The sequence below is a fragment of the Kribbella sancticallisti genome (assembly GCF_039530625.1).
GTDB classification, from domain to species: Bacteria; Actinomycetota; Actinomycetes; order Propionibacteriales; family Kribbellaceae; genus Kribbella; species Kribbella sancticallisti.
Genome location: NZ_BAAAOS010000056.1, coordinates 293,514 through 308,564 on the forward strand (window position 1 = coordinate 293,514; position 15,051 = coordinate 308,564).

The window sequence follows — 15,051 nt, forward strand, 5'->3', positions numbered from 1 at the left end:
TGGATCTGTAGGGAAGACCGGTTCGTTTCTACGGTGAAGTCATGACTGACATCGCGTGCGAGATCCCGACCATCGCCACTCCGACCGACCGGCTGGTGACGCCGCAGTTCGCGCGCCTGCTGGTGATGGTGTTCGGCTCCGGGCTGAGCATGTACCTGCTCACCTCCGTCGTCCCGCTCTACCTCGCGGCCAGCGGGTCCGGCGGCATCGGCGCGGGCCTGTCGACCGGCGCGATGATGCTCTCGGCCGTCGCGATGGAACTGCTGGTCCCGGCGATGCTGGCGCGGTACGGCTACCGCGCCACGCTTGGGCTGGGACTGGTCCTGCTCGGAGCGCCCTCGCTAGCGCTGGTGGGCACCTCGTCTCTGCCGCTGGTGCTGGCGGTGTGCGTGATCCGCGGCGCCGGCCTGGCGATCCTGGTCGTCGGTGCGGTCGCGCTGGTCGCGGAACTCACTCCGGCGCATCGCCGCGGCGAAGGCCTCGGCGTGTACGGAGTGGTGGTCGGTCTGCCCGCCGCGATCGGCCTCCCGCTCGGCGTCTACCTCACCGGCGTGGTCGGGTTCGACGCGCTGTTCGTGCTCGCGGCGGTCGCCTCGCTGGCCGGTCTTGCCGCGCTGCCGGGGATGCCGCGGCGCAGTACAGAGGTCGGGGAGAAGCAGCACGTGAAGGTGCTGGGCGGACTGCGGGGGAGCGGGCTGCTGATGCCGACCTTCGTCTTCGCCGCCGTCACGGTGGCGGCCGGTATCAGCGTGACGTTCCTGCCGTTGGCCTCTCACAGCCATGGGGTGGTCGCCGTCGCGCTGCTGATCCAGGCTGTCACCGCTCCGGCCGCCCGCTGGGTCGCCGGCCGGCTGGGCGACCGCTTCGGACCGGTGCGGCTGCTGGCTCCCGCGATGCTGCTGGCGGCGATCGGCGCCGGATCACTCGTCTTCATCGGCAGCGCGGCGGCGGTGATCGTCGGCGCCGCCCTCTTCGGGATCGGCTTCGGCGCCGCGCAGAACCTGACGCTGGCGACCATGTACGACCGGGCGCCGAAGTCCCGCTACGGCCAGGTCAGCGCGCTCTGGAACCTCGCGTACGACGGCGGCTGGGGCGTCGGCGCCATCGTCTTCGGCTTCGTGGTCGCCGGGACCGGCTACCCGCTGGCCTTCGGCCTGACCGCCGGCATTGTCGCCGTCGCCATCGTGCCGACGCTGAAACGACACGCCGGTGACCTGAAAGTCGGGTTATAGTCACCGTCGATCTCGGGGTGACCGAGACAGATTTTCTTTGCCCTGGAGGGGGACTCCTTGATGAAACTGCAGCGCCTCGCGCTCGCGGTGGCCGGCGTCGGCATGCTCGCCGCCACGGCCGCGTCCAATCCGGCCGTAGCCGCCGGTCAGGCCGACCCGAAGCCGAACTATGCGGCCAAGATCGCCGGCTCGAACCCGTCGGTGAAGGCCACGGCGGCCGCCTGCATCAGCTGGGTCGGCTGGCCGACCGCCGCGGGCACCGTGCAGGACGCGGACATCACCGCCGGCCGGCCGCCGTCGGCAGTGGTGTACGAGCCGTTCAACTTCGTCGGCACCCGGACCAACGCGAGCTGGTACCTGGCGGCGAACGCCGCCGGCACGCAGTACTACTTCTACGGCCTGCTCCTGCAGGGCGGGAACCTGTACCGGCACACGACGTACGTGTACGACAATGGCACGACGCGGCCCACCTTCGCCAGGATCGGGTCCGGCTGGACGAGCTTCAAGTCCATCGCCACCTCGAACTACAGCGTCGCTCAGCCGCGGCACTCCTACCTGTACGGCCTGAACACCAACGGCAACCTGTACCGCTACGCGCAGAGCGGCGGCGGCTTCCGGTCGCTCGGCTCGTTCGCCGGCTTCCGCGGCTTCAAGACGATGACCGTGATCAGCGAGACGGCGACGTACGACACGCTGCTGATGACCACGAACGCCGGCGCGCTCTACACCATCCGGATCCCGGTCACCGCGACGGCCAAGCCGGTCGTCAAGCTGATCCGCAGCTCCGGCTTCGCGGCGTACGAGTCCCTGGCCGTCCAGGGCTGTGGTACTCGCGGCGGCTCGCTGGTCGTCGGGGTCGACCACGACACCGACACCGGCTACCAGTACGCCTTCAGCAAGATGAACGGGACCGCGACCGCGATGTCGTCGTACGGCAGGGTCCCGGGGGTCGTCTTCAACGGGGTCAACCACGTGTCGTTCACGACGCACTACGACCAGTTGGTCGGCGAGTAGCCAAAGCAGTAGTCAGTTGACCGGGGACGTCGCGATCGCGGCGTCCCCGGTTGTTCTCGGGGCGGTCAGAGTTTGCGGAGCCTGACCCAGCGGACGGTGTGGTCGGCACCCTTGCGCAGGACCAGGGTGGCCCGCGAGCGGGTGGGCAGGATGTTCTCCCGCAGGTTCGGGCCGTTGATGCCGTCCCAGAGCGACTCGGCCTTGGCGATCGCCTCGCCGCGGCTGAGCTCGCCGTAGCGGACGAAGTACGACTCCGGGTTGCGGAAGGCCGTCTCCCACAGCTTGAGGAAGCGGTGCACGTACCAGGACCGGATGTCGGCGGCGGCGGCGTCGACGTACACCGAGAAGTCGAAGAAGTCGCTCACCGCCAGACCGCTCTTGCCGTCGGCGTGCCGGGGCGCCGGCTGGAGCACGTTCAGGCCTTCGAGCAGCAGGATGTCGGGCTGCTCGACGGTGGTCCGGACCCCCTGCATCCGGTCGTAGTGCAGGTGCGAGTAGACCGGCGCCTCGACGTTGTCCATCCCGGACTTCACCTCGACCACGAACCGCAGCAACGACTTGCGGTCGTACGACTCGGGGAATCCCTTGCGCTGCATCAGCCCACGGCGCTCGAGCTCGGCGTTCGGCCAGAGGAACCCGTCGGTGGTGACCAGGGCGACGCGCGGGTGCTCGGGCCAGCGGGCCAGCAGTTCGCGCAGCAACCGGGCGGTGGTGGACTTGCCGACGGCAACGGACCCGCCGATGCCGATCACGAACGGCGTCCGGGTCGCGGCCGGCTTGCCCAGGAACGTCTCGGTGTCGGAGTGCAGCGCGCGGGCGTGCCTTACGTAGAGTGACAGGATCCGCGACAGCGGCAGATAGACCTCGCGCACCTCGTCGATGTCGATCTCGTCGCCGAGGCCGCGCAGCCGCTCGATCTCGTCGGCCGTCAACGGTGACTCGGTCGTCTCGGCCAACTGGGCCCAGGCGGCACGGTCCAGCTCGGTGTACGGGGTCACCTCCCGCGACGGCTGCAGCATGGGGCCCATTCTTCCCACAGATCCCCGGGCTACGCTGACCGGCATGTGCGGCAACGAGACTGCGGGTGTGGCAGTTGTCACATCAACTAAGCCATGATCGTCGGGGTGGGCATCGATGTGGTGGATGTCGAGCGGTTCATGAAAACGCTCGAACGGACCCCCGGGCTCCGCGATCGCGTCTTCACCGAGGCCGAGGCGAGGAAGCCGCCGGCCTCGCTCGCGGCCCGCTTCGCCGCCAAGGAGGCGCTCGCCAAGGCGCTCGGTGCTCCGGCCGGGATGCAGTGGCACGACGCGGAGGTGTGGACCGACGACTCCGGCCGGCCCTGGCTGGAGATCACCGGCACGGTCGCCGCGCAGGCCGCTCAGCTCGGGGTACAGAGCATGCATCTGTCGCTGAGTCACGACGCCGGCATCGCGTCGGCGGTCGTCGTCCTGGAGGGTTGAGATGCGCCGGGCCCACACCGTCGACCAGGTCCGCACGGCCGAAGCCGACCTGATGGCGCGGCTCCCCGAGGGCACCCTGATGCAACGCGCCGCCACCGGTCTTGCTGTTGCCATCAGCAACTTCTTGGGTCACACGTACGGCGCCCGCGTGGTCCTGCTGATCGGCTCCGGCGACAACGGCGGCGACGCCTTGTACGCCGGCGAGAAACTAGCCCGCCGAGGCGCCCAGGTCACCGCCGTCCTGCTCTCCGAGCACTACCACCAGGCCGCCTTGGCCGCCCTCCTCGCCGCAGGCGGCCGCGTGGCGGGGAGCGGCGCCGCCACTGACGCCGCGGGGCTCGCCTCCGGCGTCGCCGGCGAGATCGCGCGGGCTGATGTTGTTGTTGACGGCATTGTCGGGATCGGTGGGCGGCCGGGGCTGCGGGCTGAGGCGGCTGCAGCGGTGCGGGTGGCTGGGGAGCATCGGGTGCCGATTGTTGCTGTTGACGTGCCTTCCGGGGTCGACGTCGACAGCGGCGAAACTCCTGAAGAGCACGTCAGCGCGGCACTCACCGTCACCTTCGGCACTCACAAGATCTGCCACCTCGTCGATCCCGCCGCGACGGCCTGCGGCCCGGTCCACCTCGTCGACATCGGGCTCGACCTGCCGCACGCCGCCATCGAGTCCATCCAGTCCGCCGACGTCCGCGCCCTCTACCCCGTCCCCCGCGGCGAATCCGACAAGTACTCCCGCGGTGTCCTCGGCCTGATGGCCGGCTCGGCCCAGTACCCCGGCGCTGCCGTGATCGCGACGTCCGGCGCGTTGGCCGGCCCGATCGGCATGGTTCGCTATGTCGGCCCGGACTCCGTCGCCGAAGCAGTCCGCGCCGCCCACCCGGAGATCGTCGCAGGTGAAGGCCGAGTCCAGGCCTGGGCAGTCGGCTCCGGCCTCGGCGACGACCTCGATCTCGCGAAGGTCCGCGAACTGCTCGACGAGGAGGAACCCGTCCTGCTCGATGCCGACGGCATCAAAGCGCTCGACGATTCAGGAGACCACGACAGCGTCCTGATCACGCCGCATGCGGGTGAACTCGCCCGCCTGCTGGAGGTGGATCGCGCGGTGGTCGAGGCACAGCGGTTGAAGCATGCCCGGCTGACCGCGGAGCGCTTCGACGTCACGGTGCTGCTGAAGGGGTCGACGACCGTGATCGCCGCACCGAGCGGCGAGGTCCGGGTCAACACCAACGCCACCGCCTGGCTCGCCACTGCGGGCGCCGGCGACGTACTGGCGGGCCTGTGCGGTTCCCTCCTCGCCGCCGGTCTGAACCCCCTCGACGCGGCCAGCGTCGGCGCCTATCTCCACGCGGCCGCCGCCAATCTCGCCTCGGCCGGCGGACCGCTCACAGCGATGCAGGTCGCCGCCAAGCTCCCCGACGCCACCCGCGGACTGCTGGCCGAGCCCGACCCCGCCGGCGAGTAGTCATCCGCCTGGGTCGTCCCTGAGGCGGTGGGTGCCGGTGTGGTCGACGAGGAACCTGAACCCGTGGCGGGTGGTCCACTCGAGAGTGCCGTCGTCGAGCCGGCGGACGGCCCAGCCCCCGTGGGTCTTGACCCGATGGCTGTAGCGCCGGAGCGGGGCCAGGTTGGTGGTGCTGGTTTGCCTTGGTGGGCCGGAGTCGGCGAAGTCGTAGGGCTTGAGGTGGTCGAGGTCAGTGCTGTCAGTGGTCTCGGCGCAGCCGTAGGGAAACTGCTCGACCGGGTGGGTGAGCTTGATGCGTTCGCGGACGCGGCGGGGGATCTCGTACGCGTCGACGCTGAGCTTGTCGTTGAGGTCGATGACGGGCGTGACGTTGATCCGGTCGTGGCCGAGGAGCTCTTCCAGCAGGGCGGCGAAGACGGGGCCGAAGCGCTCGACCCGCGCGACTCCGCCGCCGGCCAGGAGAGTCTCGTCGGTGATGTGGACGTAGAGGGTCGGCTGCGCGGGACGGCGTCCCGTCGCGCCGATGCCCTGGCTGTAGGCGTCCCGCTTGAGCGTCGCCAGCTTCGCGGCGAGGTTACGGCGTGCGGCAGCGTCCGTTCGCGGATCGGCTAGATCGGCGGGTTCGGTGGGTTCGGTGCGTTCCGCCGGGTCGGAGGTGTCAGCTGGTTCGGTGCGATCGCCGGGATCGGTGCGTTCGGCCGGTTCGGCGGAATCAGCGGGTTCGGTGGGATCGCCGGGATCGGTAGGGGCGGTCCGTTCATGCGGCGCGGGCGATGCGGGCGGGGAATCGTTCTCGGGATCGCTGGGACGTGATGCCGCCGGGGTGAGGTGGTGGGCGACGCTCAGGAGGTGGTGAGTGAGGGCGGGGTCGGAGATGATGCCGACCGCCCGGGCCTTGCGTTGTTGCAGAGTGCCGGTGTCGCCCAGCTCGGCCAGGGCGTCGGCGAGCTGGCGGATCGTCGTCTTGAAGCGGATGACGTCGCCGGTTGCCGCGCGCAGGGTGAGGACAGTGCTGCCGTGCTCGTCGACCTGGCCGGCCCAGACGCCACGTTCCTTGGCCCTCGCTTCGGCGGTGGCGCGGGCAGCCTCGGGATCTGCTTGCTGGACGGCCGCTTTCACGATCTTGTCCAGCCGCACCGGAGTGACGGTGTCGATGATGCCGGCGACGCGTCGGTCGACGATCGCGGCCGCCTCGACCGACAGGGCGAGGCAGGCAGTGGCGATGGTGCGGGCCTTCCAGGGCTCGCCGTACCCGGACTTGACCTTGGCCCAGATCCTGGGCAGGCGATGGCGCAGGGCGAGGGACTGGCCCATGAAGCAGGCGGCCGAGCCGGCCGAGCGTCCGATCACGGCTCCCAGCTCCGCGAGGGCGAACTCCGCGACCCCTGGGCAGCCCGGACCACCGTTGACCCAGCCGCGTTCACCGCCAGGCAGGGACTCGTGGCCGGGGATGGTGGCGGGGTCGGGATGCAGGTCGGCGAAATGCAGGAATACTTCGATCAGGTCGATCTCAGCCTGGGTTCGCCGCGCGTGGGCTTCGGCGGCCGCGTTGAGGGTCGCGGTCGCGTCAAGGCTGGAAACATCGCTAGCGAACATGTGTTCGAATCTACTCGAGTGCAGTAGGTGGCGCAAATGTCAGGCGTGCCTGAAAGCCCTTATCCACAAGAGGAAACATCACACGCGCCTGAGTCAGGAACCGGATATGCAAGTCCGATGAAGCCGCGACGAGCCATTGGTGCTCCTGCACTCTGCGCTTGTCCCCGTGGGCCCCGGCAGCTGTCGCAGAATGGAGCAACAGCCCGCGTCAAGGAGGAAGAGTCCCACCTGAGGCCCAACCCGAGTACGCCGAGTTTCCACCCTCGTGCGCTGGCACATCGGACCCGGGCCTATGCAGTGGGCGGGTGCCGATCGACGCCTGTCGCGACGGTTTCACCCACACTGCCAGGTGAACAGAGCGTCTTGTGGCTGTTCAGCGTTCTGGACGAGGTAGTACAGCTGACCCACATCGCCCCACATCATGTCGGCGTCGTCATCCGAGGCCACCTGAAGCAACAGTTGCCAGTCGGACGCGGCCGACCGGACGCTGGGGTCGTTCCAGTCGAACGGTTCGCCGTCGAGCCCGCACCGCAATTGTTCGACGTCCATCTCGACTGGACTTTGCTGGGGGCAGGGATGGCCTCCGATCTGGTGGGTGTCGTAACCGCCGCCTGGCAGTTTCCACAGACCTTCGTACAGAGCGCCCACCGATGGCGCCGGAACGCCGGGCCTTGGACCCGTCAGCCCATGCCTGTTCCAGACAGCCTGTGCCATCGCCGTCTCATGCGACGGCCAGGTCACCGTTCGCACCGCCGCGAGAGGGACTACCGGAAACGGGGCAAGACCGGGCGGCACCGGAGTCGCGGTGTCGGTGATGTTGGCTCGGGTGCTCAGTTCCGGGTGGAGATGAAGCACCCGAAACCCGGGGTGGCTCGCCGGGTCCCAGGATCCGACCGTGCTCTCGCCATCGTCGTACCTGTCATCGAAGTAGAAGAAGGCCAACCGGCCGTCGTTTGGCAGCCCCAGCTCGGGCAGCATCGCCGCGACCGGTGCGCAATCGAAACTCAGCACGTGGCCGAGCGGGCCATGTCCTTCCCACACCGGCCAGGAATTGACAGGCAGCGTGGGCAGCCCGCCAAGCTGCGCCACAGCCGGCTCATTCTCGCCCGCATGAACCAGCCGAAGTGCCGGGCGCAGCATGGCAAGGAAATCCTCCGCGGCGCCGGCAGGCAGGTGTTCTCGCGCGAGCGTGGTCACGATGCTGAGGCGCTCGTCGAACTCGTCGCGCGTGTGGATCGGCGCCACGACCTCTGACTCATGTTCTTCTGCGGTGTACTCCTCGACCTGTCCGCCCGGATCGGCACGAAGGGTCACGGTCGACGTCACGCCGTGGACGTCTCGCAACGTCAACGTCGCGTGCAACGAGCCATTCGCAATCAGGCGAATGCCGTCCGTGCGGCCGCCCACGGCTTGTGTCGACCCGCCCGCAAGCGGCAATTGCCTGAGCACCTCCTCGCTGTGACGTGTGAGCCGCCCGCGCACCTCCTGCTCCACCGCCGCACGCCGCGCCATCAGCTCGTCGTACCTGTCGACCGGACTATTCGGGTCCACACGGTTCACCATGACCGCAACCTAACCTCCTCGGCGAAATGCGCGCACGTCGGCTATGAGCGGAATGCGGCACGAGCGGACGTCGGCCGTCACAGGCGAGACCAAGAAGCTAGCTCGCCCGCGTCGACACCACGCGCGAATGCGTCGATGATGGCGCCTCGAACCGCGTGACCGGAGGAGTCGATGCTGGGAGAGTCGATCAGTTCTGCTCTGGGCTGCGGGTTACGGCCTTCGGTGATCCGCGGCTGTTCACCACCGGAAGGATCTGCTCGGTGACCGTGTACTGCTCCCAACGGTTGAGGTACCAGTAAACGGTCTGCCAGGGCGGGAAGTCGGCTACGGCTCAGCCAGCTAGCCCAGGAGCCGCGCGAGGTCCGGATGCCTGACACGGTAGTTCGACAGCAACGTACGAGCCGTCGTCACCGAATCCACCAGCGGATGGAGGGCGAAGGCCTTCAGCGCCACCGTAGGAGAGTGGTCGCGCGCAGCCTGGATGGTGAGTTGCTCGACTGCCTTGACCTGTTGGAGTAGGCCCAGTTGCTCGCCGGGCAGTGGGCTGGTGGCCAAGGGATGGGGGCCGTCGGCATCTACTGTGCAGGGAACCTCGACGACAGCGTCAGCCGGCAGGCCGGGGACAGTGGAGCCGTTGCGGACGTTGAGGATCATGCCCGCACGTTCGTTGCGGGCGATCGCCGCCATGATCGCCAGCGCGACACCTTCGTACCCACCGCCCTCGACGTCGGCCGCGTCGCGGGACTCCGACGCGGTCCGGGATTCCTTCATATAGGTGGCATCGCGCTCTTCCCGGATCTGCCGCCACTGCGCCAGGGCCGTCGAAGGATCCGCGGCGACGGACTCATAGAAGGCGCGTTGCTGGTTCAGCAGGAACTCGCCGCGGGTCTCCGCGCCACCCTTGATCGACGCCACCGCGTCCCGGGTGAAGTAGTAGTAATACAAGTACTCGTTGGGCAGGCACCCCAGCGCCTGGATCCACTCGGCACCGAAGAGCCGGCCCTCCTCGATCGTGCTCAGCAACTCCGCCGAGGAGATCAGCTCAGGCAGTACGTCGTGCCCGTCGTACCCGAGGCCGTTCAGCCAGCCGAGGTGGTTCAGCCCGACGTAGGCGACCGAAGTACGGGCGGGGTCGTGGCCGAGTGCGCGAGCGGCGCGCCGGCCGAGGCCGATGGGGGAGTCGCAGATGCCGATCACGCGCTCGCCCAGGACCTGCTGCATCGCCTCGGTGATCATCCCGGCCGGGTTGGTGAAGTTGATGACCCAGGCCTCAGGACAAATCGCCGCCACCCGCTCAGCCACCCGTACTGCGGTCGGCAGCGTCCGCAGCCCGTAGGCCAACCCGCCCGGCCCCGTCGTCTCCTGACCGAGCAGCCCGAGATCCAGAGCGACCCGTTCATCCGCGGTACGGCCCTCGAGCCCGCCCACGCGGATCGCCGAGAAGATGAAGTCGGCGCCTTCCAGCGCCATGTCCAGGTCCGTCGTGGTCTCCACTGTCGGCGCGGCCTCGTGGCCCGCGCCGAGTTGGCGCAGTACTTCGCCGATCGCGGTCAGCCGGCCGGGATCCACGTCGTACAGGCAGACGCGGTCGACTCGCTGGGAGCTCTGGTCGCCGAGCAGGGCGCCGTAGACGAGCGGGACGCGGAATCCTCCGCCGCCCAGGATGGCCAGCTTCATGCGGTCAGAACCTCCACGCCGTTGTCGCTGCAGATCTGCAAGGTGTCCGGGTCCGCCCCGGCGTTGGTGACGACCACGCTCAGGTCCGCGACATGGCAGACCTTGAGCTTCCCGGTGCCGGGGAACTTGTGCTTGTCGGCCAGCAGGACCGCGCGGTCCGAGGCCTCGACCATCGCCCGCTTCACCGGTACTTCGACCAGCGTGGTGTCGAGTACTTCGCCATCGCGCCGCACCCCGCTCGCCCCGAGGAAGGCGAGATCCGCGTGCACCTGGCGCAGCGCGTCCTCGGTGAGCACGCCGACCAGCGAGTGGTAGGCCCGCCGGACCCAGCCGCCGAGCAGGATCAACTCGACCGCGGGATCGTCCCGCAGTACGTCGAGGACGGCGAGGCTGGTGGTCATCACCGTGACCCGGCGGCCGCGAAGCTCGCGGGCCAGCAGTTGGGTGGTGGTCCCGACATCCAGCAGGACGACGTCGCCGTCGTTCACCAGGGTCGCCGCCAGCCGCGCCACCGAGCGTTTGTCGGGGGCCTCGTCGGCGGCCACGGCCGCGAACGGGCGCTCGCGGTCGGCGTCCTCGGAGTCGTCCGACGGGATGATCGCGCCGCCGTGCACCCGGGTGATCTGGCCGGCCTCGTCCAGCCGCTGCAGGTCGCGACGGATGGTGGCGGCGCTGACCCCCAGCAGCCGGGCCAGATCGTCCACCGAGGTGGCGCCGTCGGTCCGCAACCGCTGGACGATCTCTAGTTGCCGCTGGTGTCGCACGCTTCGAAGATATCAGTCATAACCGCTCAGTAGTGCGCAGCATCTGCAGATTTTTGATCAAACATGCTTGCCAGCCCCGCTATGTCAGGAGCAAGATGGCGGAATGCCGGACACGACGTACGACCCACTGGCCGGTCAGCGCGGCCCTGGAGGGGCCGAGTTCGACGTCTTCCTCTGGGGCACGGTGTTCCTGGACATCATCTTCACCGGCCTACCGAGCCGGCCGAGCGACGGCACCGAGGTGTGGGCCGACGGGATGGGCTCCTCGCCCGGCGGCACCGCCAACCTGGCGATCGCGGCCAGCCGACTCGGACTGCGGACCTCGCTCGCCGCCGCGTTCGGCGACGACGACTACGGGGACTTCTGCTGGCGGACGCTGTCCGAGCAGGAGCACGTGGACCTGGGCCGGTCCCGCCGGTTCGACAACTGGCACTCGCCGGTGACCGTCTCGGTGGCCCACGACGGCGACCGCAGCATGGTGACCCACGGGCATCCCTCGCCGCTGTCGGCGACCGAACTGATCGGGCAGCCGCCCCGCACCCGCGCGGTGATCGTGGACCTGGGTGACATCGAGCCACTCGGCGACCCCAGCCGGGCGACCTGGGTCGACCTGGCCCGCAAGGACGACGCGAAGGTGTTCGCGGACGTCGGCTGGGACGGCAGCGGCGCCTGGTCGACCACCGTGCTCGACCAACTCGAGCACTGCGACGCCTTCCTGCCCAACGCGGCCGAGGCGATGGCCTACACCCGCACCGACAGCGCGCAGGATGCCCTGTACGCGTTGGCTGATCGCGTGCCCCTGGCCGTCGTGACCAACGGAGCCGAAGGTGCTCTCGCCATCGACGCGACCACTGGCGAAGAGGCCCGGGTCCCCGCGCTCCGAGTCCCCGCGCTGGACCCCACCGGCGCCGGCGACGTCTTCGGTGCGGGTCTGGTCGTCGGCACGCTGGCCGGCTGGACCCTCGAGCACCGGCTCGCCTTCTCCACGCTCTGCTCGGCTCTGGCCGTGCAGCAGTTCGGCGGCTCGCTGGCCGCGCCCGGCTGGGGCGACATCGCCGACTGGTGGCACGATCTCCGTGACTCCACCGACCAGTCCAGCTACACCCGCTCCCTGCGCCGCAGGTACGCCTTCCTCGACGAGATCGTCCCCTCCGTCCCCGTCGGCGCGGTCCGTCGGGCCGCGGCGACCATCGCCCGCAACGCGGATGTCACCCCCACCTCCTGGAGTACTTCATGAGCCGCTCACCAAGACTGATGCTGACCGCGGGAGCCGTCGCCCTCGCCCTCGCCGCCTGCGCCCCGGGATCCGACACGTCGGCGCCACCACCTCAGGCGACGGCGTCGGACGTGGAGACCGACGCCTCGAAGCTCGGCGACGTCACCCTGCTGGTCTGGGACCAGGAGGTGCGCGGCGGCCAGAAGGCCCAGATGGAAGAGCTGAACAAGGCGTTCCAGGCGAAATACCCGAACATCAAGCTCAAGCGGGTCTCGCGGTCCTTCGACGACCTCAAGACCACGCTGCGGCTGGCGCTGAGCGGCAACGAGCCGCCCGATGTGGTCGAGGCGAACAACGGCCGCTCCGACATGGGCGAGTTCGTCAAGGCGAACCAGTTGGTGCCGCTCGGCCCGTACGCCGCGGCGTACGGGTGGGACAAGCGCTACCCGGCCTCGGTCCGGCAGTACTCGTCGTACAGCGCGGACGGCAAGACGTTCGGCCAGGGCAACCTGTACGGGCTGCCGCAGGTCGGTGAGGTCGTCGGCATCTACTACAGCAAGAAGAAGCTGGCAGCAGCCGGCGTCGAGCAGCCCAAGACCTGGGAGGAGTTCGAGGCCTCCCTGGCGGCTCTGAAGGCGAAGGGCGAGCCGCCGCTCGTCCTGGGCAACCTGGAGAAGTGGCCGGCCATCCACGTCTTCGGCACAGTGCAAGGCCGTACTACGCCCGCCGACTCCATCAAGCAGCTCGCCTTCGGCCAGAAGGGCGCCAGCTGGAAGACGCCGGAGAACGTCAAGGCGGCCCAGACTCTGACCGACTGGGTCGGCAAGGGCTACTTCAACGAGGGCTTCAACGGGCAGGACTACGACCCGGCCTGGCAGAACTTCTCCAAGGGCAAGGGCAGCTACCTGATCGCCGGCACCTGGCTGCAGGCGGATCTGCAGAAGGCGATGGGCGAGGACGTCGGCTTCATGGTGCCGCCGGGCTCGAGCGCCGACGCGCAGCCGCTGGCCACGGGTGGTACCGGCCTGCCGTTCGCGATCACCGCCAAGAGCAAGAACCCCGAGGCGGCCGCGGCGTACATCAACTTCATCACCAGCCAGGACGCGATGGGCGTACTCGCCAAGACGGGCAACCTGCCGGTGGCCGACACCGCCGCGCAGCAGGTCACGCCGGGGCTGCAGCAGGACGTCTTCACCGCGTTCGGCAAGACCGTCGAGGCGGACGGGCTGGTCCCGTACCTCGACTACGCGACGCCGACGATGTACGACACGATCGGTGCCGCACTGCAGGATCTGCTGGCCGGCAAGGCGACGCCGGACCAGTTCGTCGACCGGCTGGAGAAGGATTACGGTGCGTTCGCCGCGAAGAACGGGTAGCCCGCCGGGTGAACCCAGACGGATCGCGTACCTGTACCTTCTCCCCGGTTTCGTCGTCTACGCGGCGTTCCTGCTCTATCCGTTGCTGCGCGCGGTCCAGTTGTCCTTCTACGACTGGGACGGGCTGACGCTCGGCCGCTGGATCGGGCTCGGCAACTACCGCGAGATCATCAGCGACGAGGGACTGCGCGGCGCCTTCGGGCACGCGCTGATCCTGATGGTGTTCTTCGCGGTGATCCCGGTCTGCGTCGGCCTGGTACTGGCCTCGGTCCTGAACCGGGCCAAGGTCCGCGGGCTGCCGTTCTTCCGGACGGTCGTGTTCCTGCCGCAGGTGGTGGCGATGGTCGTCGTGGCCGTCGCGTGGCGGCGGATCTACGCACCGGACGGCAGTCTCAACGACCTGCTCGGCGCGCTCGGGCTGGACTCGCTGCAACGCGGTTGGCTCGGCGACTACACGCTCGCGCTGCCGGCCGTCGGGTTCGTCGGGACGTGGTTCGAGACCGGGCTCGTCACCGTCCTGCTGCTGGCCGGGATGAGCCGGATCAGCGGTGAGCTCTACGAGGCCGCTCGGCTCGACGGTGCCGGGCCGGTACGGGAGTTCTTCGCGGTGACGTTGCCTTCCGTCCGCGGCGAGATCGCGGTGGCCTCGACGCTGACGGTGATCGCCGCGCTGCGCACGTTCGACCTGGTCTACGTCACCACCGGTGGTGGCCCGGGCAACTCGACCAGCGTTCCGTCGTACGAGGTCTACCACCGGGCCTTCGAGCTCGGGCGGGTCGGCTCGGCGGCGGCGATCGGCGTCACCCTGACGGTCGTCATCCTGGCCATCTCGCTGCTGATCAACCGGATCGCCGACCGGGAGACCGCCTCATGATCGGCCGCGGCGAGAAGTCCGCCAACTACCTGATCCTGGTCGTCTTCGCGCTGTTCGCGCTCACCCCGATCCTGACCATCCTGCAGGCCGCGTTCGCACCCTCGGACTCCGGCGACAGCTCCGGCTTCGGCAACTTCGCCGACGCCTGGGAGATCGGCCACTTCGGCACCTACCTGCGGATGAGCCTGCTGGTGTCGGTGTTCGTCGTACTGGTCAGCGTGCTGCTGTCGATCCTCAGCGGCTTCGCCTTCGGGGTGATGCGGTTCCGCGGTTCGGGTCCACTCTTCTACCTGTTCCTGCTGGGCATCATGATGCCCAGCGAGGCGATCGTCGTACCGCTGTACTTCGACCTCCGCTCGCTCGGCCTGACCGACACCTTCTGGGCCGTCGCGCTGCCCCAGGTCGCCCAATCCGTTGCCTTCGGCACGTTCTGGATGCGGGCCTACTTCCGCTCCTCGAGCCGGGCGCTGGTCGAGGCGGCCCGGCTGGACGGCGCGTCCACCCGGCGGTTGCTCTGGCAGATCCTGGTCCCGCTGGCCCGGCCCGCCATCGTCACGATGACGGTGCTGGTCTTCATGTGGACCTGGAACGAGTTCCTGATCCCGTTGGTGATGGTCACCGACGAGAACCTCCGCACCGCGCCCCTCGGCCTGGCCTTCTTCCAGGGGCAGTACACCCAAGGCTTCACCCTGCTCGCCGCGGGTGCGGTCATCGTCGCGACGCCCGTCGTCGTTCTCTATCTCTTCCTGCAGCGCCACTTCATCGCGGGGATGCTCGAGGGCGCTGTCAGGGAATAACGAATCCGCCGCTGTGTCAC

The 15,051-nt window shown here is 69.0% G+C and carries 13 protein-coding genes; 8 read left to right on the top strand and 5 right to left on the bottom strand.

Going from position 1 to position 15,051, the window contains the following annotated elements:
* Positions 1 to 41 precede the first annotated feature (41 nt).
* Positions 42 to 1,232: an MFS transporter gene (locus tag ABD255_RS36275; protein ID WP_344221312.1), complete on the top strand. Its 1,191-nt coding sequence runs from the start codon at positions 42 to 44 to the stop codon at positions 1,230 to 1,232.
* Positions 1,233 to 1,292: 60 nt separating this feature from the next.
* The gene (locus ABD255_RS36280) at positions 1,293 to 2,246 is read left to right on the top strand and encodes a hypothetical protein (protein ID WP_344221313.1); all 954 of its coding nucleotides are present in this window, start codon (positions 1,293 to 1,295) and stop codon (positions 2,244 to 2,246) included.
* 65 nt (positions 2,247 to 2,311) lie between these two features.
* Here the strand turns inward: ABD255_RS36280 and coaA are convergent, their stop codons facing one another.
* Positions 2,312 to 3,265 carry a type I pantothenate kinase gene (coaA, locus tag ABD255_RS36285; protein WP_344221314.1) on the bottom strand — a complete coding sequence of 318 codons (954 nt, stop codon included), beginning with the start codon at positions 3,263 to 3,265 and terminating at the stop codon, positions 2,312 to 2,314.
* A gap of 93 nt (positions 3,266 to 3,358) precedes the next feature.
* On the opposite strand from coaA, the gene ABD255_RS36290 reads away from it, so the two are divergent.
* Together ABD255_RS36290 and ABD255_RS36295 are read left to right on the top strand one after the other, a co-directional pair.
* Positions 3,359 to 3,709 carry a holo-ACP synthase gene (locus ABD255_RS36290; protein ID WP_344221315.1) on the top strand — a complete coding sequence of 117 codons (351 nt, stop codon included), beginning with the start codon at positions 3,359 to 3,361 and terminating at the stop codon, positions 3,707 to 3,709.
* Position 3,710: 1 nt separating this feature from the next.
* Positions 3,711 to 5,168 carry an NAD(P)H-hydrate dehydratase gene (locus ABD255_RS36295; protein ID WP_344221316.1) on the top strand — a complete coding sequence of 486 codons (1,458 nt, stop codon included), beginning with the start codon at positions 3,711 to 3,713 and terminating at the stop codon, positions 5,166 to 5,168.
* Here the strand turns inward: ABD255_RS36295 and ABD255_RS36300 are convergent, their stop codons facing one another.
* The 4 genes from ABD255_RS36300 to ABD255_RS36315 all read right to left on the bottom strand — a co-directional run bounded on the left by ABD255_RS36300 (position 5,169) and on the right by ABD255_RS36315 (position 10,768).
* Positions 5,169 to 6,764 carry a hypothetical protein gene (locus ABD255_RS36300; protein ID WP_344221317.1) on the bottom strand — a complete coding sequence of 532 codons (1,596 nt, stop codon included), beginning with the start codon at positions 6,762 to 6,764 and terminating at the stop codon, positions 5,169 to 5,171. It abuts the gene before it with no gap.
* Positions 6,765 to 7,097: 333 nt separating this feature from the next.
* Positions 7,098 to 8,327: a DUF1963 domain-containing protein gene (locus ABD255_RS36305; RefSeq protein ID WP_344221318.1), complete on the bottom strand. Its 1,230-nt coding sequence runs from the start codon at positions 8,325 to 8,327 to the stop codon at positions 7,098 to 7,100.
* A 339-nt stretch (positions 8,328 to 8,666) separates the two neighbouring features.
* Positions 8,667 to 10,004 carry a 6-phospho-beta-glucosidase gene (locus ABD255_RS36310; RefSeq protein WP_344221319.1) on the bottom strand — a complete coding sequence of 446 codons (1,338 nt, stop codon included), beginning with the start codon at positions 10,002 to 10,004 and terminating at the stop codon, positions 8,667 to 8,669.
* The gene (locus tag ABD255_RS36315) at positions 10,001 to 10,768 is read right to left on the bottom strand and encodes a DeoR/GlpR family DNA-binding transcription regulator (protein WP_344221320.1); all 768 of its coding nucleotides are present in this window, start codon (positions 10,766 to 10,768) and stop codon (positions 10,001 to 10,003) included. Before ABD255_RS36315 ends, ABD255_RS36310 begins: the two co-directional genes overlap by 4 nt.
* Before the next feature lie 103 nt (positions 10,769 to 10,871).
* Here ABD255_RS36315 and ABD255_RS36320 point away from each other — a divergent pair, with 103 nt between their 5' ends.
* From ABD255_RS36320 to ABD255_RS36335, 4 genes are read left to right on the top strand one after another with little or no spacing between them, the layout of a single operon-like run.
* Positions 10,872 to 12,005, top strand: coding sequence for a carbohydrate kinase family protein (locus ABD255_RS36320; RefSeq protein ID WP_344221321.1), 1,134 nt, complete (start codon positions 10,872 to 10,874; stop codon positions 12,003 to 12,005).
* Positions 12,002 to 13,360 (top strand): extracellular solute-binding protein, encoded by a 1,359-nt coding sequence (locus ABD255_RS36325; protein WP_344221322.1) that lies wholly within the window; start codon positions 12,002 to 12,004, stop codon positions 13,358 to 13,360. Before ABD255_RS36320 ends, ABD255_RS36325 begins: the two co-directional genes overlap by 4 nt.
* A complete protein-coding gene (locus ABD255_RS36330; protein WP_344221324.1) occupies positions 13,335 to 14,234 on the top strand; it encodes a carbohydrate ABC transporter permease in 900 nt (299 codons plus the stop codon). The genes ABD255_RS36325 and ABD255_RS36330 overlap by 26 nt, the downstream gene beginning before the upstream one ends.
* A complete protein-coding gene (locus ABD255_RS36335; protein ID WP_344221325.1) occupies positions 14,231 to 15,031 on the top strand; it encodes a carbohydrate ABC transporter permease in 801 nt (266 codons plus the stop codon). The genes ABD255_RS36330 and ABD255_RS36335 overlap by 4 nt, the downstream gene beginning before the upstream one ends.
* Positions 15,032 to 15,051 lie beyond the last annotated feature (20 nt).